Below are 19,519 nucleotides of genomic sequence, written 5' to 3'. Positions count from 1 at the left end.
CGCAGGCGTGTTCGAGACAATCGCGGAAGTGCAGGATCCGTCCATGGCGCGGGTCCTGGTCACGGCGCTCAAGGCGCATGGTTTCCACCCGCTCGAAAGCGGGGAGGACGGGCTGCCGGGCCTGCCCGGCGTCGTCGGCCCGCGCGGCATCCCCATCCTGGTGCCCGAGGAGGAAGCGCGCGACGCCAAGATCCTCGCCGAGGACCTTTTGCGCGAGATGGATGTCTAGGTTTCCTCCCGGTAACCGCAAAACGGCCACATATTGCCCGGAGCCTCTGGTCAAGGCAGATCGTTGCGGCCTAACGTGTCTTTGGATATATGGCCCTTTAAGCTGCCGTTAATATTTGCCGTTCGAGCCACGGAAACCACATTGATGCATTGGATGCGCGGAATTCCCGCTACCGCCGCGGGCGCCTGTCTCGCCCTCACCCTGGCCGCCTGTGGCGCCACCACGTCGAACATGCCCAATATCGTGGGCAAGGCGTCTCCCTCGGCCCTGCCGCCGGTGCAGAGTTCCTCTGTCGCCTCGACCTCGCTGCCGCCGATCGCCGGCTCGACCGTGCAGGGGCCGATCGCGCCCTCGCTCACCGGCACGCCGGTGCTGGGCGGCGCCCAGCCCGCGACCATGACCACGGGCGACATTTCGGGCAATGGCGGCCCCTCGCTCGATCCGCTGGCCATTCCGGGCCAGACGACGGCTGGCGCCCGCGACCTTTCGGGCGGCCTTTCGGTTGATCGCCTCATCGGCGGCTGGACCATCACGGCGGGCAATTCGCAGTGCCGCGTCAACCTCACCCAGACCATCAAGACAGGCACGGCGCGCTATCGCGCATCGGTGCCCGGCTGCATGATCGGCGGGCTCGCCAATGTTTCGTCCTGGTCGGTGGCGGGCAGCCAGGTGCAGCTCTTCGATGAGGCCGGCTCGATCGTGGCCATTCTCACCCAGACCGGAAACCAGTTCATCGGCACGGCAGCAGGCGGCATCGCCCTGACCATGGTCTCCTAAGATTTCGCCCGCCAGCAAGTCCGGCGTCACGGGGCCGGTCAGCAGCGCCTATGACGATCTGGTCGGGCGCGGCGCGGTCAGCGACGATCCCCTCCAGCGCGACGCGCTGCGCGTGCTCGATCGCATCGCCTCCGGGCTCGGTGCGGTCGGTGGGCAGCGCAAGGGGCTGGTGGCTCTTTTCGCGCGGCGCGAGACCATCAAGGGGGCCTACCTGGTGGGCGATGTCGGGCGCGGCAAGACCATGCTCATGGATCTCTTCTTCGGCGCCGTCCCCATCGCCGAGAAGCGGCGGGTGCACTTTCACGAATTTATGAGCGAGGTGCACGAGGGCATCATCGCCTTCCGCGCCAAGGCCAAGGGCAAGTCCGAAAGCGCCGATCCCATCGCGGCGGTCACCAAGCCCCTCGTCAAGTCGCTGCGGCTCCTGTGCCTCGACGAGTTCCACGTCCACGACATCACCAACGCCATGCTGCTCCAGCGGCTCTTCGAAAAGCTCTTCGAGGGCGGGGTGACGCTGGTGGCCACCTCCAATGTCGTGCCCGACCGGCTCTACGAGAACGGGCTCAACCGCCAGCTCTTTCTGCCCTTCATCACGCTCCTCAAGGCCAATACCGAGCTGGTCGAGCTCGATGGACCGACCGATTACCGCCGGCTCAAGTTCGAGGGGCAGGAAGTCTATTTCTTCGGTCCCGAGGCCGACGCGGGCATGGACCGGCTCTGGGAGCGGGTGACGGGCGGGCAGGGGGGCACGCCGGCCGAAGTGCGGCTGGGCACCCGTCGGCTCAAGGTGCCTCGTGCCGCCATGGGCGCGGCCCGGTTCGATTTCGCCGATCTGTGCGAAAAGCCGCTGGGCGCCTTCGACTACCTCAAGCTCGCCCACGCCTTCGACACCCTCTTCATCGACCACGTCCCGCAACTGGACCGCACGCGGTCCGATGCCTCCAAGCGCCTGATCCTTTTGATCGACACGCTCTATGATCGGGGTGTAAAGCTCGCCGCGAGTTTTGCCGCCCCGCTCGAGGACCTGGGTCAGGACGACAAGACCCGCTTCGAATTCGCCCGCACCGTTTCCCGCCTGATCGAGATGCAGTCCACCGACTATCTCAACGCGCCGCGAAAGCCCGAGGAATAATGAACACTGCGTTGTCTTACCGCATTGCCATTCAGACCAAGGGCTGACTTGCGCGCGTCATGGGAGAGGATTAAGAGGGGCGCCGTCGAACCAATGCACAACATTCATTGACAGCAAGGACAGCACTATGGCGCGCAAGAAGATCGCTCTCATCGGGGCGGGACAGATTGGCGGAACTCTCGCACATCTGGCAGCTCTCAAAGATCTTGGCGACATAGTCCTGTTCGATATCGTTGACGGCGTTCCGCAGGGCAAGGCCCTGGACCTGGCCCAGTCAGGCCCGGTCGAAGGGTTCGATGCCAAGCTCAAGGGCACGTCCGAATACAAGGACCTGGACGGCGCCGACGTCATCATCGTCACCGCCGGCGTGCCGCGCAAGCCGGGCATGAGCCGCGACGACCTGCTCGAAATCAACCTGAAGGTGATGGAGCAGGTGGGCGCGGGCATCGCCAAGTATGCCAAGGACGCCTTCGTCATCTGCATCACCAACCCGCTCGACGCCATGGTGTGGGCGCTCCAGAAGTTCTCGGGGCTGCCGGCCAACCGCGTGGTGGGCATGGCGGGCGTGCTCGATTCGGCCCGCTTCCGTCACTTCATCGCCGATGAGCTCAACGTGTCGGTCGAAGACGTCACCGCCTTCGTCCTCGGCGGGCACGGCGACTCCATGGTGCCGCTGGCCCGCTATTCGACCGTCGCCGGCATCCCGCTCACCGACATCGTCAAGATGGGCTGGATGAGCAAGGAAAAGCTCGACCAGATCATCCAGCGCACCCGCGACGGCGGCGCCGAGATCGTGGGCCTGCTCAAGACCGGTTCGGCCTTCTATGCGCCGGCCGCCTCGGCCATCGCCATGGCCGAGAGCTACCTCAAGGACAAGAAGCGCGTGCTGCCGGTGGCCGCCCAGCTTTCGGGCCAGTATGGCGTGAAGGGCACCTATGTGGGCGTGCCGGCCGTGATCGGCGCGGGCGGGGCCGAGAAGGTCGTCGAGATCGCGCTCAATTCGGCCGAGCAGAAGGCGTTCGACAAGTCCGTGGCTTCGGTCGAGGGCCTCATCGAAGCCTGCAAGAAGATCGCCCCCAAGCTGGCGTAAGCCAAAGCGAAACGGCCCGCGGCTTCAGCTCGCGGGCCTTCCCTCACCTCTCCCGACGAGGTCTTCATGAATATCCACGAACACCAGGCCAAGGCGCTGCTCAAGGAATATGGCGTGCCTGTCGCCGGCGGCGTTGCCATTTTCTCGGCCGATGAAGCCGAGGCGGCCGCCAATTCGCTTCCCGGGCCGCTCTATGTGGTCAAGAGCCAGATCCATGCCGGCGGGCGCGGCAAGGGCAAGTTCAAGGAACTGTCCGCCGACGCCAAGGGCGGCGTGCGCCTGGCCAAGTCGGTCGCCGACGTGGTGGCCAATGCCCGCGAGATGCTGGGCAACACGCTGGTCACCAAGCAGACCGGTCCCGCCGGCAAGCAGGTCAACCGCCTCTATATCGAGGATGGCGCCGACATTGCTCGCGAGCTCTATCTCTCGATCCTGGTCGACCGCACCGTCGGGCGCGTCGCCTTCGTGGTCTCCACCGAAGGCGGCATGGATATCGAGGCGGTCGCCGAGCACAGCCCCGAAAAGATCGTGACCCTCGCCATCGATCCCGATACCGGCGTCACCGCCGCCGATATCGACAAGCTCGCCGCGGCCCTCAAGCTCGAGGGCGATGCCAAGGCCGACAGCCAGCAGCTCTTCCCGGCGCTCTACAAGGCGTTCTGCGACAAGGACATGAGCCTGCTCGAGGTCAATCCGCTGATCGTGATGGCCGACGGGCACCTGCGCGTGCTCGATGCCAAGGTGTCGTTCGACAACAACGCCCTCTTCCGGCATCCGGACGTGGTGGCGCTGCGCGATACCAGCGAGGAAGACGCCAAGGAGATCGAGGCGTCCAAGTTCGACCTCGCCTATGTGGCGCTCGACGGCAATATCGGCTGCATGGTCAATGGCGCGGGCCTGGCCATGGCCACGATGGACATCATCAAGCTCTACGGCGAAGAGCCGGCGAACTTCCTCGATGTCGGGGGCGGCGCCTCCAAGGAGAAGGTCACCGCGGCCTTCAAGATCATCACCGCCGATCCCAACGTCAAAGGCATCCTGGTCAACATCTTCGGCGGCATCATGCGCTGCGACATCATCGCCGAGGGCGTGGTGGCGGCCGTCAAGGAAGTGGGGCTCAAGGTGCCGCTGGTGGTGCGGCTCGAAGGCACCAACGTCAAGGAAGGCAAGGCCATCCTGCGCGATTCCGGGCTCAACGTCATCCCGGCGGACGATCTCGACGATGCCGCCCAGAAGATCGTCAAGGCGATCAAGGGGCAATAGAGATGGCGCCCCGCAAGATCAACCTGCTCAAGGCGGCCGACGAGAAGATCAGTGCCGTCTTCAAGCCGGCCATTGCGGGCGACGTCAACCAATCCCAGGTCAAGGTCGCCAAGTTCGGCGCCGTCTTCGACTGGCACGCCCATGAGCACGAGGACGAAGGGTTTCTCGTCCTGCGCGGGCAGATCGCCATCGATTTCCGCGACGGCGCGGTGGAACTGGGCGAGGGCGATTTCCTCGTCGTACCCCGGGGCGTGGAGCACCGCCCCAGATCCTTGACCCACGAGCCGGTGGTGCTGATGTTCGAGCCCGCCACAACCCTCAATACCGGTAACGCCAAGAGCGATCTGACCGTCACCGAACTGGATCGGCTGTAGGAAGTTTCATGTCCATTCTCGTCAACAAAGACACCAAGGTTCTCGTCCAGGGGCTGACCGGCAAGACCGGAACGTTCCACACCGAGCAGGCGCTGGCCTATTACGGCACCAAGATGGTGGGCGGCATCAATCCCAAGAAGGGCGGCGAGACCTGGACGAGCGGCGTGGACGGCACCAACCTGCCCATCTTCGCCACCGTCGCCGAAGCGCGCGAGCGCACAGGTGCCAATGCTTCGGTCATCTACGTGCCGCCCGCCGGCGCAGCAGATGCGATTATCGAGGCGATTGACGCAGAAATTCCGCTGATCGTGGCAATTACCGAAGGTGTTCCGGTTCTGGACATGGTTAAGGTCAAGGCCAGGCTCGAAAAGAGCAAGTCGCGCCTGATCGGACCCAACTGCCCAGGAGTGCTCACGCCAGAAGAATGCAAGATCGGCATCATGCCGGGCTCGATTTTCTCGAAGGGCTCGGTCGGCATTGTTTCGCGCTCGGGCACGCTTACCTATGAAGCAGTGTTCCAGACCACCAATGCCGGCCTCGGCCAGACCACGGCCGTCGGTATCGGCGGCGATCCGGTCAAGGGCACCGAATTCATCGACGTGCTCGAGATGTTCCTGGCCGACGAAGCGACCAAGTCGATCATCATGATCGGGGAGATCGGCGGTTCGGCCGAGGAAGATGCGGCCCAGTTCCTGATCGATGAAGCCAAGCGCGGCCGCAAGAAGCCGATGGCCGGGTTCATCGCGGGCCTCACCGCTCCGGCGGGTCGCACGATGGGTCATGCTGGCGCCGTAATTTCGGGCGGTAAGGGCGGCGCTGAAGACAAGATCGCGGCCATGGAACGGGCCGGGATCCGGGTTTCCAAGTCCCCGGCGCGAATCGGGGTGACGCTGGCCGAAGTCCTCAAGGGCTGAGACCGGCACGAAAAATAGCCGGCGGGACGCCACGCACGCCCCGCCCGTTAAGATGATTGCAAGCCAAAGCGGTCAGATTGAGGACCGCGCCCGGCCGGGGGCGCCCGGCATGATGAAAAGGATGGCGGGCGAGAACCCCGCGCTAGAAAAATGACACGACAGGAAAAGAACGAAGCGTTCTTGTTGACCTCCTTCCTCTATGGCGGCAATGCCGACTATATCGAGGAGCTGTACGCGAGGTTCAAAACCGATCCCTCAAGTGTCGATCCCACCTGGGCAAGCTACTTCGGTAAGCTCGGCGACGATGCCGCCCAGGTCTCCAGGAATGCGGAGGGCCCGAGCTGGGCCCGGACCGACTGGCCGCAGGCGCCCAATGGCGAGCTGGTGGCCGCGCTCGACGGCAATTGGGGCATAAGCCCCTCCCAGATCGCCATGAAGACCGCCAAGGCGGTGACCGCGAAGGCCGAATCGGCCGGCGCGCCGGTGCCCACGCCTGCCCAGGTCATGCAGGCCACGCGCGATTCCATCCACGCCATCATGATGATCCGCGCCTACCGGATGCGCGGTCACCTGCAGGCGGACCTCGATCCCCTTAAACTCAAGGCGCCCGAGCCGGCGCCGGAGCTCGATCCGGCCACCTACGGGTTCCAGCCGTCCGATTACGACCGCAAGATCTTCATCGACAACTATCTGGGCCTCGAGTTCGCGACGGTCCCGGAAATGCTGGCGATCCTGCAGCGCACCTATTGCTCCACGGTCGGCGTGGAGTTCATGCACATCTCCGATCCCGAGGCCAAGCAGTGGATCCAGGAGCGCATCGAGGGGCCGGACAAGGAGATCACCTTCACGCCCGAGGGCAAGAAGGCCATTCTCAACAAGCTCATCGAGGCTGAAGGCTTCGAGAAGTTCCTCGACGTCAAGTATACCGGCACCAAGCGCTTTGGCCTGGACGGCTCGGAATCGCTGATTCCCGCCCTCGAGCAGATCATCAAGCGCGGCGGGGCGCTGGGCGTTAAGGACATCGTGCTGGGCATGGCCCATCGCGGGCGCCTCAACGTTCTCACCCAGGTCATGCAGAAGCCGCACCGCGCGCTTTTCCATGAGTTCAAGGGCGGCGCCTTCTATCCCGACGACGTCGAGGGTTCGGGCGACGTCAAGTATCACCTGGGCGCCTCCTCGGACCGCGAGTTCGATCACAACAAGGTGCACCTGTCGCTGACGGCCAACCCGTCGCACCTGGAAATCGTCGATCCGGTGGTGCTGGGCAAGGCCCGCGCCAAGCAGGACCTGCACAATTCGCCGGACGGCAAGCTGCTCTCGTACGACCAGACCCGCGTCATCGACCGGTCGATGGTCCTGCCGCTGCTGCTGCACGGGGATGCGGCCTTTGCCGGCCAAGGCGTGGTCGCCGAGTGCCTGGGGCTTTCGGGCCTCAAGGGTCACCGCACGGGCGGCTCGATCCATTTCGTCATCAACAACCAGATCGGCTTTACCACCTCCCCGATCTATTCGCGCTCCTCGCCCTATCCGACCGACGTCGCCAAGATGATCGAGGCCCCGGTGTTCCACGTGAACGGGGACGATCCGGAGGCGGTGGTCTATGTGGCCAAGATCGCCATCGAATACCGCCAGCGCTTCGGGCGCCCGGTGGTCATCGACATGTTCTGCTATCGCCGCTTCGGCCATAACGAAGGTGACGAGCCCAGCTTCACCCAGCCGCTGATGTATTCGCGCATCCGCAGCCACAAGACCACGCTCGAGATCTACTCGGAAAAGCTGGTGGCCGAAGGGCTGGTGAGCGCCGAGGACATCGAGAACCTCAAGGCCGGCTGGCGCGCGCACCTGGAAGGCGAGTTCGAGGCCGGGCAGAACTACCGCCCCAACAAGGCCGACTGGCTCGACGGGCAGTGGAAGAACTTCAAGACCGCCGAGGTCGACGGGCCGCGTCGCGGGGATTCGGGCGTCGAGATCGCCCGTCTGACCGAGATCGGCACCAAGCTGGCCAAGGTTCCGGAGGGCTTTAACGTCCACCGCACCATCAAGCGGTTCATGGACAATCGCCTGCAGGCCATCGAGAGCGGGCAGGGCCTGGACTGGGCCACCGCCGAAGCTCTGGCGTTCGGCACGCTGGTCACCGAGGGCCACCCGGTGCGCCTTTCGGGCCAGGACGTCGAGCGCGGCACCTTCACCCAGCGTCACTCGGTGCTCTACGATCAGGAGACCGACGCTTCCTATACCCCGCTCAACGCGCTCGATCCCAACCAGTCGCGCTACGAAGTCATCAACTCGATGCTTTCCGAAGAGGCGGTGCTGGGCTTCGAATACGGCTACTCGCTGGCCGAGCCCAAGGCGCTGACCCTGTGGGAAGCCCAGTTCGGCGATTTCGCCAACGGCGCCCAGGTGGTGGTGGACCAGTTCATCTCCTCGGGCGAGCGCAAGTGGTTCCGCATGTCGGGCCTGGTCATGCTCCTGCCGCACGGCTATGAGGGCCAGGGACCCGAGCACTCCTCGGCGCGCCTCGAGCGCTATCTCCAGCTCTGCGCCGAAGACAACATGCAGGTCGCCAACTGCACGACGCCGGCCAATTACTTCCACATCCTGCGCCGCCAGATCACCCGCGACTTCCGCAAGCCGCTGATCCTGATGACGCCCAAGTCGCTGCTGCGCCACAAGCGGGCCGTCTCGGGCCTGGCCGAACTGGGTCCGGACAGCTGCTTCCATCGCCTGCTCTGGGACGATGCCGAGGCGCCGGGCGTGCCCAAGACCACCATCAAGCTGGCGGCCGACGACAAGATCCGCCGCGTGGTGCTGTGCTCGGGCAAGGTCTATTACGACCTGCTCGAGGACCGCGAGAAGCGCGGCATCGACGATGTCTACCTGCTGCGCCTCGAGCAGCTCTATCCGTTCCCGGCCAAGGCCCTGCTCGACGAACTCTCGCGCTTCCAGAACGCGGAGATCGTCTGGTGCCAGGAAGAGCCGCGCAACATGGGCGCCTGGGCGTTCGTGCAGCCCTATATCGACTGGGTCATGGAACAGATGGGCCGCGCCGGCCAGCGTCCGCGCTATGTCGGGCGCCCGGCTTCCGCGTCCACGGCAACGGGCCTCATGCGCCTGCATCTGGAACAATTGCACAGCTTCCTCGAAGAAGCTTTCGCCAAGTAAGAGGACAATAAAGTGTCGGTAGATATCCGGGTGCCCGCTCTGGGCGAAAGCGTCACCGAAGCCACGATCGGCCAATGGTTCAAGAAGGTAGGCGAAGCGGTCGCCGCCGATGAGCCGGTGGTCGAGCTGGAAACGGACAAGGTGACGATCGAGGTCCCGGCCCCGGCTGCAGGCGTACTCGAAGCCATCGCAGCCAATCCGGGCGATACGGTCAATGTCGGGGCGCTGATCGGCGCCATCGGCGGTGGTGACGGCAAGCCTGCCGCCGCTCCCGCCGCCAAGCCGGCCGAGGCCCCCAAGGCCGCTCCCGCCGCGGCGCCTGCCGCTGCCCCGGCCGCTTCGACGGCCTCGGGTTCTGCGGCCATTCCGCCCAGCCCGTCGGCAGCCAAGATTCTGGCCGAAAAGGGCCTCTCGCCCGATGGGCTTGCCGGTTCGGGCAAGCATGGCCAGGTGCTCAAGGAAGATGCGCTGGCCGCAGCCGCGCCCGCCCCGGTCGCCGCGCCGGCGGCCCGGGCCGAAGCGCCTGCGCCGACTCCCGCCCCGGCTCCGCGTGCCCCTTCGCTCGCCGAAGATGGCGCGCGCGAGGAGCGCGTGAAGATGACGCGCCTGCGCCAGACCATCGCGCGCCGCCTCAAGGACGCCCAGAACACGGCGGCCATGCTCACCACCTTCAACGAGGTGGACATGAAGCCGGTCATGGACCTGCGCGCCCGCTACAAGGACATTTTCGAGAAGAAGCACGGGGTCAAGCTCGGCTTCATGGGCTTCTTCACCATGGCCGTCGTCCATGCCCTCAAGGAGATCCCGGCGGTCAATGCCGAGATCGACGGCGACGAGCTCATCTACAAGAACTACGCCCATATCGGGGTGGCCGTGGGCACCGAGAAGGGCCTGGTGGTTCCGGTGGTGCGCAATGCCGACCAGATGTCGATCGCCGGCGTCGAGAAGGAAATCTCGCGCCTGGGCAAGCTCGCCCGTGACGGCCAGCTCTCGATGGCCGACATGCAGGGCGGCACCTTCACCATCTCCAACGGCGGCGTCTACGGCTCGCTGATGTCGACGCCGATCCTCAACGCCCCGCAGTCGGGCATCCTGGGCATGCACAAGATCCAGGAGCGCCCGGTCGTCGAGAACGGCCAGATCGTCATCCGTCCGATGATGTATCTCGCCCTTTCCTACGATCACCGGATCGTGGACGGCAAGGAAGCGGTGACGTTCCTGGTGCGGGTCAAGGAAAGCCTCGAGGCGCCCGAGCGCCTGGTGCTGGACCTCTAGTGAAATGGCTCGGGGCGACAAGCACCTCGAGTATTTCAACATCACCGTTGGGCTGATCTTCGACTACCTGATCTCCAATTTCCCGATCACCCAGGACATCCGCCCGGATGTCCTGGGCGAACCCTTCGAGAAGCTGGTGATCGTGGCGAGCGAGGAGACGCAGCGGCAGAAGCCCAACCTGCGCCAGCAGGTCGGGGAGCGCTATATCGAAGGCTCCAACATCCCGCCGCGCATCTATGTCGAGCAGGTCCTCGATTGGCTCGAGCACGAGGGCTTCATCTACAAGGCCGGCGCCAAGGACTATCAATTGACCCGGGAAACGCTGACCATCCTCAATTCGGTCCCCGAAGGCCTGCAGGAGAAGTTCTCGGACCGGCTCAGCCAGGCCGTGGGCGATGTGGCCAATATGGGCATGCGCACGGTGATCAGCGAAACAGTGGGCCAGATCATCGGGGCGGCGGCGCGCTCCTTTACGGGGCATAGCGGGTAAGCCATGCAGGGACACTGGCTCGAATATCTGGGGTTGATGCTGGCCTTCGGCATCAACGCCGTCATTCCCGGCGCCGATTTCGCCATGGTGCTGCGCCAGTCGATCGCCCATGACCGCAAGGCGGCCCTGTTCACCTCGGCGGGCATCGCCACCTCGATCCTCGTCCATGGCAGCTATACGCTGCTGGGCGTCGGGGTCATCGTCGGGCAATCGATCCTGCTCTTTGATACCCTCAAATATCTGGGCGCGGCCTACCTTCTCTATCTGGGCATCTCGGCGCTGCGCGGGCCTGCCCCGCAGCCGCCCAAGGACCTGGGCGAGGACAGCCCGCGTTCGGCCACGCCCTGGGGCGCTTTTGCGCTGGGTTTCCTCACGAACCTGCTCAATCCCAAGGCGGTGCTGTTCTTCCTGGCCCTGTTCACCACCCTGGTCAGCGCCACCACGAGCGGGCCGGTCAAGGTGTTCTATGTCGGCTCGATGAGCCTAGTGCTGTTTTCCTGGTTCGCGCTGGTCTCGGTGTTCTTCACCGTGCCGCGGGTGCGGAACGGCTTTTTCAAACTCGGACGGTGGTTTAATCGCGTCACCGGCCTTACATTCATCCTGTTGGCGATCCGCGTGGCGATCGCGCGGCAACACTAAGGTTTGGGGAAATGGCGGAGCAATTCGACTTCACGGTCATCGGTAGCGGCCCTGGCGGCTATGTGGCGGCAATCCGGGCGGCACAGCTCGGCATGAAGGTCGCCGTGATCGAAAAGTGGGCCACGTTCGGGGGCACCTGCCTCAATATCGGCTGCATCCCCTCCAAGGCGCTGCTGTTCGCCAGCGAGCGGTTCGAAGAAGCCGGGCACATGTTCTCCCAGCTCGGCATCGACATCCCGGCGCCGGTGCTCAACCTGCCGCAGATGCTCAACCACAAGGACGAGACTGTCGCCTCCAACGTCAACGGCGTGGAGTATCTCTTCAAGAAGAACAAGATCACCACCTTCCGCGGCATCGGCTCGATCGCCGCGCCGGGCAAGGTCCTGGTCACGCCCCAGAGCGGGCCGACCATTACGGTGGAAACCAAGAACATCGTCATCGCTTCCGGCTCGGTCTCGGCCAACCTGCCGGGCATCGAGATCGACGAGAAGCAGATCGTGACCTCGACCGGGGCCATCGCGCTCGACAAGGTGCCCGAGCGGCTCCTGGTCATCGGCGCCGGCGTCATCGGGCTCGAGCTGGGCTCGGTGTGGAACCGGCTGGGCTCCAAGGTCACGGTGGTCGAATATCTCGACCGCATCCTCCCCGGCATGGACAGCGAAGTGGCCCGCCAGTTCCAGCGCATGCTCCAGAAGCAGGGCTTCGAGTTCAAGCTGGGCAGCAAGGTCTCGGGCGTCGAAAAGCAGGAAGACGGCTCGCTCAAGGTGCGGGTCGAGCCGGCCAAGGGCGGCGATGTGGAGTTCCTCGATGTCGATGTGGCGCTCGTGGCCATCGGCCGCAAGCCCTATACGGACGGACTGGGCCTCGAGATCGTGGGCGTGGCGCTCGATGAGCGCGGGCGCGTGCGCACCGATGCCCATTACAAGACCAGCGTGGACGGCATCTACGCGATCGGGGACGTCATCGCCGGCCCCATGCTGGCCCACAAGGCCGAGGACGAGGGCATAGCGGTGGCCGAGATCGTCGCCGGTCAGGCCGGGCACGTCAATTACGGCGCCATTCCCTCGGTGGTCTATACCAGCCCGGAAGTGGCCTCGGTCGGCAAGACCGAGGACGAGCTCAAGGCCGAAGGCATCGACTACAAGGTCGGCAAGTTCCCCTTCACCGCCAATGGCCGCGCCAAGGCCATGCTGGCCACGCAGGGGTTCGTGAAGATCCTGGCCGATGTTGCCACCGATCGCGTCCTGGGCGCCCATATCGTGGGCGCCAATGCCGGCGAGATGATCCACGAACTGACCGTGCTCATGGAGTTCTCGGGCGCCGGGGAAGACCTGGCCCGCACCACCCATGCCCATCCCACGCTCTCGGAGGCCATCCGCGAGGCCGCCCTCATGCTGGGCGACGGCGCCATCCACATCTGATGGCAGTGGATTGAAAGGGGGCTGCGGCCCCCTTTTGCTTCGAGCGCTGGCCCCCCGCGTAGCCGAGCACACTTTGCGACCAACTCGCCACTCTCACCGATCTTCCCGTGCGCAGCCGGCCCTGTATTCATGCCGTATCGCGCCGGCAGGTCTCCCTCCCCCTTGTGGGGAGGGAACAAGGGTGGGGGAGATGCGAGTCTCGAAGTCTGGGGCTCACCCCACCCGCAATCCCTCCTCACAAGGGGAGGGAGACGAACCATCCGCTGAATTTTCGCGCCCCCCTCATCACTGCTACACAGAAGTCCCCTCGCCACCCGCGTTGAGCAGCCGTCGGCCCCGACCCTGGCTCTGAAGCATTGTCGGCGGCTACGCGCTGGAACCCCTCGGGGTGCCCCGTCGTTGTGGCTTTGCGACATTTGTCGCAAGCCCCCGCCCACGGATTGGCCCGGCTCGTTAGCCGGGACCCCGAGCCCAGGACGGGGGTTTTGCTTATCGTGCCCCTTTATCCCCGGAGGATCCTCGACATGGCCGATCTCATCGCCGAAGCCGAACGCAACGCCGCGCTTGCCGAAATGCCCTGGGACTATGACGAGGAGCGCAAGTCCATCTTCCGCAGCTTTGGCTTCCGCGATTTCTCGGAGGCCTTCGCCTTCATGACCCGGGTGGCGTTGCTGGCCGAAAAGGCGGGCCACCATCCGGACTGGTCCAATTCCTACAATGTGGTCGCCATCTCGCTTTCCACCCACGACGCGGGCGGGGTGACGCGCAACGACATCGAACTGGCCCGCAGGATCGACGCGCTGATCGAATAGCCCCTAATGAAAATTCCGCCCAGACGGCAGGGCGGCATGGGCCTGGCGGAGGATAGAGTCCTGGATCTTGCGTTCTGCCGCCAACCTGGGGTCGAGAGTAGGGTCACGTTTGCCCTCATCGGCACGGGCGAGTATCGCGTCACCAAGGTCGTGCCCACTGGCAATCGCCAGCAATTGCGGGGTGAGATCGTGGAAGGATCGCGCAACAAGGTGCACCACTAGCCCTTCGCGCTGCACCACGCCTTTCACTGCCAGCATGCGCGCGGTCAGCACCAGGCGTCGATTGGCCTGAAACACCTTGTCCCAGACCACGACATTGGCGATGCCCGTCTCATCTTCCAGGGTCATGAAAATCACGCCGCTGGCCGTGCCGGGCCGCTGACGCACCAGCACCAGCCCGGCGACCTCGACAATCCTGCCCGGGACGGCCTCAGCGAGGAATTCGGTAGGTCGGGTGGCGCGCTCCTCCAGCATCGAGCGCATGAATGTCACCGGGTGGCTCTTGAGCGAGAGCGAGAGTGTCCGGTAATCATGGATGACCGATTCCCCTTCGCTCATGAGCGGCAATCTCTCCTCTCCTTCCTGTGCCGGCGCGGTGGGCAGGCCCGAGACGGCAAAGAGCGGCAAGGTTTCGGCACCTGCCGTTCCCATCAAGCCCTTGACCGTCCAGAGCGCCTGCCGGCGGCTCAGGCCAATGGACCGGAAGGCATCGGCTTCCGCCAGCTTCTGCAGGACCGAAACCGGCAGGCCGGTCCGCAACCAGAAATCCCGGATCGATGTATATCCGTCCCCACGCCGGGCAACGATCAGATCGCGATGGTCCGTCTTGAGACCGCTGATATTGCACAGGCCCAGCCGCAAGGCGCGGGTGGTCCGGATGTCGTTGATCATGTCCTGGTGACGCCGGTTGAGATTTTCCGCCTCCCAGCGCCCGTCCTCGAGGGTGTTGTCGGCAGATGAGCGGTTCACGTCGACATCGAGTATCTGGACGCCATGCTCGCGGGCATCGCGGACGAGCTGGGCCGGTGCATAGAACCCCATGGGCTGGCTGTTGAGCAGGGCGCAGGCGAAGACATCGGGATAATGGCATTTGAGCCAGCACGAAACATAGACGAGCAGGGCGAAGGACGCTGCATGGCTTTCCGGAAAGCCATAATCGGCAAAGCCCTCGATCTGCTTGAAGCAGCGTTCGGCGAACTCGGCTTCGTAGCCGTTCCTGGCCATCCCCTGCAGGAAACGCTCCTTATACTTGTGGATGGTGCCGTTGCGGCGGAACGTGGCCATGGCCCGCCGAAGCTGGTCGGCCTCGCCCGGACTGAAGCCGGCTCCGACAATGGCGATCTGCATGGCCTGCTCCTGGAAGAGCGGGATACCTTTTGTCCGTTCGAGGACTTCGTGGAGCCTGGGGTTGATTTCCGGCTTCTCGATGCCCTGCCGCCGCTTGAGGTAGGGATGCACCATGCCGCCCTGGATCGGGCCGGGCCGTACGATTGCCACCTCAATGACCAGATCGTAGAACTTTTCCGGTTTGAGACGGGGCAGCATCGACATCTGCGCCCGGCTTTCGATCTGGAACACGCCGACCGTATCGGCTCGATGCGTCATGGCATAAACGCGATCGCTCAGGGCGGGCTGGCCTCGTCTGCGCCGGTCCACATCTTCCTTTTCCTCGTTCAACACGCCTTCCAGCACCAGGTCGAGTCCGTAATGCTCGCGCATGAGATCGAAGGCGCGACGGATACAGGTCAGCATGCCCAGGGCCAGCACATCGACCTTGAGGATGCCCAGGGCATCGAGGTCGTCCTTGTCCCACTCGACCACGGTTCTCTTCTCCATGGCGGCATTGCTGATGGGGACGATGTGGTCGAGATAGTCGCGTGTGATGACGAAGCCGCCCACGTGCTGGGACAGGTGACGCGGGAAGCCGGTCAACTCCCCGGCAATATCGAGGACCTTGCTCAAGGCCGGATCGTCAGGATCGTAGCCCAGGGACTGGACCCGATCCGGATGCAGGCGGCCCGAGTGCCAGCCCCAGCTCAGGCCGTTGAGAGCGGCGATCATGTCCGAGGACAGCCCGAAGACTTTTGCAACCTCGCGGATGGAACCGCGCGAGCGATAGGTCACCACCGTTGCCGTCAGCCCGGTACGGTCGCGCCCGTATTTCTCGTAGAGATATTGCATGACCTCTTCGCGCCGCTCGTGTTCGAAGTCGACGTCGATATCGGGCGGCTCGTCCCGCTCGGTCGAGATGAAGCGCCCGAAGACCAGATTGCCGACCTCGGGGTCGACCGAGGTGACCCCCAGACAGAAGCAGACCATGGAATTAGCCGCCGATCCGCGCCCCTGGCAGAGGATATTCCTCTCCTGCCGGGCAAAGCGCACGAGGTCGTGGACGGTCAGAAAGTAAGCGGCATAGCGCTTATAGGCGATGAGACAGAGCTCGCTCCATATCCCCCTTTTGACCTTCTCGGGAATGCCCTTGGGATAGCGCCAATGCGCACCTTCCCAGGTCAGGCGTTCGAGCGTTTCCTGTGCCGTCTCGCCATTGCCTACGGTTTCCTCGGGATAATTGTAGGCCAGGTCCGTCAGGCGAAAGCGGAGGCGCCCGATGAAGTTCTGCGTCTCGCGGATGGCTTGCGGATGCTCCCTGAAAAGGCGCGCCATCTCGAAGGGATGCTTGAGGTAACGCTCGGCGTTCTTCTGCAAGGTGCGGCCGGCCTCGAAAATCGTCATGTGCTCGCGGATGCAGGTCACCACATCCTGGAGCACGCGCCGGCCGGGCTCGTGGTAGAGCACGTCGTTGACGGCAAGCATCGGAATGCCGTTCCTGGCGGCAAGGTCGGCCAGGCGGTTGAGCCGCATCCGGTCCTGACCGCGATAGGTGCAGCCGGCAGCCAGCCATACCCGGCCATCGGCAAAAGCCTTGAGGGTGGACAAAGCCGCTTCGCTTTCCTCCCAACGTCCTTCGTCGACCTGGAAGATGAAAAGCTGCCCTTCGGCAAAGGCTTCGAGATCCTCAAAATGAAGCGTGCAGGCGCCTTTTTCGGCACGCAAATTGCCGGTCGTCAGCAGTTTGCAGAGCCGCCCATAGGCCTGCCTGTCCGTAGGGTAGGCCAGAATGTCGGGCGTGCCGTCGGCAAAGACCAGCCTCACCCCCACCACGTAGCGGAAGCGCTGGGCCGCAGCGGCCAGATCGGGCTTGTCGCGCAGGTCGCGCAGCGCGGTAAAAGCCCGGACGACGCCGGCAAAGGAATTGCGGTCACAAAGGCCCAGGCCCGTCATGCCCAGGCTTACGGCGCGCGTCAGCAATTCCTCCGGATGCGCCGCTCCGCGCAGGAAGGAAAAATTGCTGGTGGTCATCAGCTCGGCATAGGCCGGGATGTCAGGCTTTTCAGTGGCACGCCTGGCCGTGAAGCGATTTTCGCTCATGGCAAAAATCCATGCATGAACCACTGCGGGTTGGGTTCTTCTCCGTAAAGTCCCTGGCGGAAGAGCCAGAAACGCCGGCCGCCATCATCTTCGGCAACGTAATAGTCCCGGCTCGGAATAATGTGGCGAAGGATCTCGATCCGCGGCTTCTCGCTCGCCGGTTTCCTGCGATCCTCGGGGCGTGGCGGCAACAAGCGTCGTTCCGAAAGCTCGAATTCGTCCAGCCACCATTCCTCGCCAATGCGCTCGGGGCCGGAAGCCTTGACGAACCGGTAAAGAATGCGTCGCCAGACCATGCTGGCGGGCGGACCGTCCGGGACTTCCGCAGTGACCTTAATGGGCTCTGGGGCCGGCAGGAGGCGGATAGGACGAGGCTCCTCCTCTCCTGGGAAGGAGAGCGTCTCGGGGGCCGTAACAACAGGCGCCAGACCGGCGGCTTTTTCGGGAATGTGCGTGTTCACCCAAACCGTGCGCAACACGGCCTGGCTTCCCAGCCTGCTGCTCATGCGGTCATAAAGCCGGTGCAGATCGCCGGTCCCGTCATCCTCGGCAAAGACGCTCGTTTGCGAGGATTGGAGAGGAGACAGTTCTGTTGCAGCCAGCCGGACCATCTCGATGCCGAAACCGGCGTCGAATTCCCCCGACAGACGTTCGGCGCGATTGCGGAAGAGACGATCGATATGGCTCGCCTCGCGCGTGGCGCGAGCCGCGTTCACCGAGAGGCACATCAGCTTGTAATCCACCCGATAGATCATGAGGTGGAAGCTGCGGGCCCCTAGGCCTGCCATCTCCAGTTCGCTGGCGAGGCGCAAGGCCAGGTCGGTGGTCACGAGCAGCACATCGTCGAGCAATCCAAGCGGCTCCGCGAACCTGCGTTCGACGAAATGTTCGGCCACCGGGATTCTGGGGCGGATCTGCTCGGAAACCCGCCCCCGGGCCTGATCGAGCCGACGGATGAAACTCTCACCGAGCCGGGCCTGGAGGTGGAGGCGCTCATAATCGAGGACTTGGCCGATCCTGCGCAGGCCTAGCTGGCTGAGACTCGATATCTGTTCCCGCTCGAGCCGGAGCGCACCGATGGGCAGATCGGCAAGGACACTGCCCTCAAGGGTTTGCTCATGAGTGGCGATGGTGCTGGGCGCATATCGGGCTAGAGCCCAGCTTGCACCGATGCTCGATGAAATGGCGCCTTGAGCCAGGATGCCGATATGGCCAAGCCGCTTGAGCACCTCGGCGAGCATGGCCTGCTCCCCGCCAAAGAGGTGCGTAACGCCAGTGACGTCAAAACCCAGATCGCCAAAGGCCGTAACGTCGGGAAGGACTGCAACGACAGGAGAGGCAAAAGACAGCCAATCGGCAAAGTCGGCGAAGGCAGCTTCAAGAAAGGGCCTGTCGATTTCCCGAGCCTGCAGCCCCGGGACGGCGGCACGCGCCTGCGCCAGGTTGAGGTCGCTCGAAAGCCCGGCCTTTTCGGCCAAGGCATCGACAGCAACGATATTGAGTGCGCTCTTCTGCTTTTCGTAAAGCACCAGGGGTTGGGTTGATTCAGCCAGGGTGCGATCGTGGCGTTTGAAGCAGTCGGTCGCCCAGTACGGCACATGCAGGACCAGATAGCGCCGTTCAGGCTGCCGCTTGCTGCCGTGCGATACTCTTGTCTGCGTCCAGTTCAAACCCATGATTCCAGCTCAATTTCCAGTCGCCCTGCCTGTTGATGTCCCCGCTCAAAAGTCCCTTCTCGAGAATGATCTGCCAGCGGGCATTTCCGGGTGCACGCGGATCGAAACGCTGTCCCTCGCTCACCGCCGGCTCCACCCGCCAGCGCAGTTGCGCGGCGCTGGCTTCGCGTCCGGTGCCGTAGCGGTTGAGGAAGACCGAGGCGCCGCCGCTGACGGCCCGCAGGCTCAGGCGCCGGCTCACGGTGAAATCGAGGATCTTGGGGTGGCCGCCGATATCGGCGATGACGGCGGCGACGGCCCGGCAGGAGAGCGCTTCCTCGATCGCCCAGAGCAGCTCGGGCATGGTCTGGGTGCGCACCAGCGTCAGGTGCTCGGGGGCGAAGCCGAAATTCTGCAGGCCAGGGCCATAGGGCAGCCCGCGTTCCTGGCTCTCATGGGCCAGTCCCATATAGAAAACCGCCGGCCGGTCGGGCTTGATGAGGGCGCGGGCCTGGCCGAGCGAGAAGCCGAGCGTGGCGCCGGCATTGCGTTCCTCGGGGGTGAAGACCTCATGGAGCAGGCCGGGGGCGGAAGCGAGAAAGCCTTCCACCTGCTTGCGCCGCAGGTCCGCCCCGCTCTCACCCAGCGGCGGGCGATTCTCGATCGCGGCAATGCGCGCACGCAATGCCTCAAGTGCCTCCTGCTTGGCTGGGCTGCCCATGGAACACATCCTCTTTCCGTTCCGAACTCGCTAGAACAAAAAGAGAACAACTTGCGCTCAAAAGAGTCAAGCCGAGTCGTGAAGGGCTGGGGTGGCGGCGCCGGTTTGGGGACAACACGCGCGATAAAGCTTTCGC

At 64.2% G+C, this 19,519-nt stretch carries 16 protein-coding genes; 13 read left to right on the top strand and 3 right to left on the bottom strand.

Annotation, left to right across the window (positions count from 1 at the left end; all coding sequences use genetic code 11):
• Positions 1 to 7 precede the first annotated feature (7 nt).
• The 13 genes from FNA67_RS20735 (at position 8) to FNA67_RS20675 (ending at position 13,578) form a co-directional block, all read left to right on the top strand.
• Positions 8 to 229 (top strand): hypothetical protein, encoded by a 222-nt coding sequence (locus FNA67_RS20735; protein WP_049706962.1) that lies wholly within the window; start codon positions 8 to 10, stop codon positions 227 to 229.
• A gap of 153 nt (positions 230 to 382) precedes the next feature.
• Positions 383 to 1,006: an AprI/Inh family metalloprotease inhibitor gene (locus FNA67_RS20730; RefSeq protein ID WP_170267383.1), complete on the top strand. Its 624-nt coding sequence runs from the start codon at positions 383 to 385 to the stop codon at positions 1,004 to 1,006.
• A 1-nt stretch (position 1,007) separates the two neighbouring features.
• A complete protein-coding gene (gene zapE / locus FNA67_RS20725; protein WP_147657999.1) occupies positions 1,008 to 2,138 on the top strand; it encodes a cell division protein ZapE in 1,131 nt (376 codons plus the stop codon).
• Positions 2,139 to 2,265: 127 nt separating this feature from the next.
• A complete protein-coding gene (gene mdh / locus FNA67_RS20720; RefSeq protein WP_049706959.1) occupies positions 2,266 to 3,228 on the top strand; it encodes a malate dehydrogenase in 963 nt (320 codons plus the stop codon).
• A 66-nt stretch (positions 3,229 to 3,294) separates the two neighbouring features.
• On the top strand, positions 3,295 to 4,491 hold the full coding sequence (gene sucC, locus FNA67_RS20715) for an ADP-forming succinate--CoA ligase subunit beta (protein ID WP_049706958.1): 1,197 nt from the start codon (positions 3,295 to 3,297) through the stop codon (positions 4,489 to 4,491).
• A gap of 2 nt (positions 4,492 to 4,493) precedes the next feature.
• Complete coding sequence (locus FNA67_RS20710) at positions 4,494 to 4,865, top strand: cupin domain-containing protein (protein ID WP_049706957.1); 372 nt, start codon at positions 4,494 to 4,496, stop codon at positions 4,863 to 4,865.
• 8 nt (positions 4,866 to 4,873) lie between these two features.
• Entirely contained in the window at positions 4,874 to 5,779 is a 906-nt protein-coding gene (gene sucD / locus FNA67_RS20705) for a succinate--CoA ligase subunit alpha (protein ID WP_049706956.1), read from the top strand.
• A gap of 150 nt (positions 5,780 to 5,929) precedes the next feature.
• A complete protein-coding gene (locus FNA67_RS20700) occupies positions 5,930 to 8,941 on the top strand; it encodes a 2-oxoglutarate dehydrogenase E1 component (RefSeq protein ID WP_049706955.1) in 3,012 nt (1,003 codons plus the stop codon).
• 12 nt (positions 8,942 to 8,953) lie between these two features.
• Positions 8,954 to 10,216, top strand: a complete 1,263-nt coding sequence (odhB, locus tag FNA67_RS20695; RefSeq protein ID WP_147657998.1) for a 2-oxoglutarate dehydrogenase complex dihydrolipoyllysine-residue succinyltransferase — start codon at positions 8,954 to 8,956, stop codon at positions 10,214 to 10,216.
• Positions 10,217 to 10,220: 4 nt separating this feature from the next.
• Positions 10,221 to 10,706: a hypothetical protein gene (locus tag FNA67_RS20690; RefSeq protein ID WP_147657997.1), complete on the top strand. Its 486-nt coding sequence runs from the start codon at positions 10,221 to 10,223 to the stop codon at positions 10,704 to 10,706.
• A 3-nt stretch (positions 10,707 to 10,709) separates the two neighbouring features.
• Positions 10,710 to 11,345, top strand: coding sequence for a LysE family transporter (locus tag FNA67_RS20685; protein ID WP_147657996.1), 636 nt, complete (start codon positions 10,710 to 10,712; stop codon positions 11,343 to 11,345).
• Positions 11,346 to 11,356: 11 nt separating this feature from the next.
• Positions 11,357 to 12,766: a dihydrolipoyl dehydrogenase gene (gene lpdA, locus FNA67_RS20680; RefSeq protein WP_049706951.1), complete on the top strand. Its 1,410-nt coding sequence runs from the start codon at positions 11,357 to 11,359 to the stop codon at positions 12,764 to 12,766.
• Positions 12,767 to 13,290: 524 nt separating this feature from the next.
• Positions 13,291 to 13,578 carry a 4a-hydroxytetrahydrobiopterin dehydratase gene (locus tag FNA67_RS20675; protein WP_049706950.1) on the top strand — a complete coding sequence of 96 codons (288 nt, stop codon included), beginning with the start codon at positions 13,291 to 13,293 and terminating at the stop codon, positions 13,576 to 13,578.
• Positions 13,579 to 13,581: 3 nt separating this feature from the next.
• Here the strand turns inward: FNA67_RS20675 and FNA67_RS20670 are convergent, their stop codons facing one another.
• Genes FNA67_RS20670 through FNA67_RS20660 form a run of 3 tightly spaced genes read right to left on the bottom strand, consistent with a single transcriptional unit; the run spans position 13,582 to position 19,383 of the window.
• Entirely contained in the window at positions 13,582 to 17,007 is a 3,426-nt protein-coding gene (locus FNA67_RS20670; RefSeq protein ID WP_147657995.1) for an error-prone DNA polymerase, read from the bottom strand.
• The gene (locus tag FNA67_RS20665; RefSeq protein ID WP_170267382.1) at positions 17,004 to 18,677 is read right to left on the bottom strand and encodes a Y-family DNA polymerase; all 1,674 of its coding nucleotides are present in this window, start codon (positions 18,675 to 18,677) and stop codon (positions 17,004 to 17,006) included. Before FNA67_RS20665 ends, FNA67_RS20670 begins: the two co-directional genes overlap by 4 nt.
• On the bottom strand, positions 18,628 to 19,383 hold the full coding sequence (locus FNA67_RS20660) for an ImuA family protein (protein ID WP_147657993.1): 756 nt from the start codon (positions 19,381 to 19,383) through the stop codon (positions 18,628 to 18,630). Before FNA67_RS20660 ends, FNA67_RS20665 begins: the two co-directional genes overlap by 50 nt.
• Positions 19,384 to 19,519 lie beyond the last annotated feature (136 nt).

The sequence above is a fragment of the Youhaiella tibetensis genome, from assembly GCF_008000755.1.
GTDB classification, from domain to species: domain Bacteria; phylum Pseudomonadota; class Alphaproteobacteria; order Rhizobiales; family Devosiaceae; genus Paradevosia; species Paradevosia tibetensis.
The sequence above is the reverse complement of the archived record's forward strand: the minus strand, read 5'-3'. Positions and strand labels throughout refer to the sequence as shown.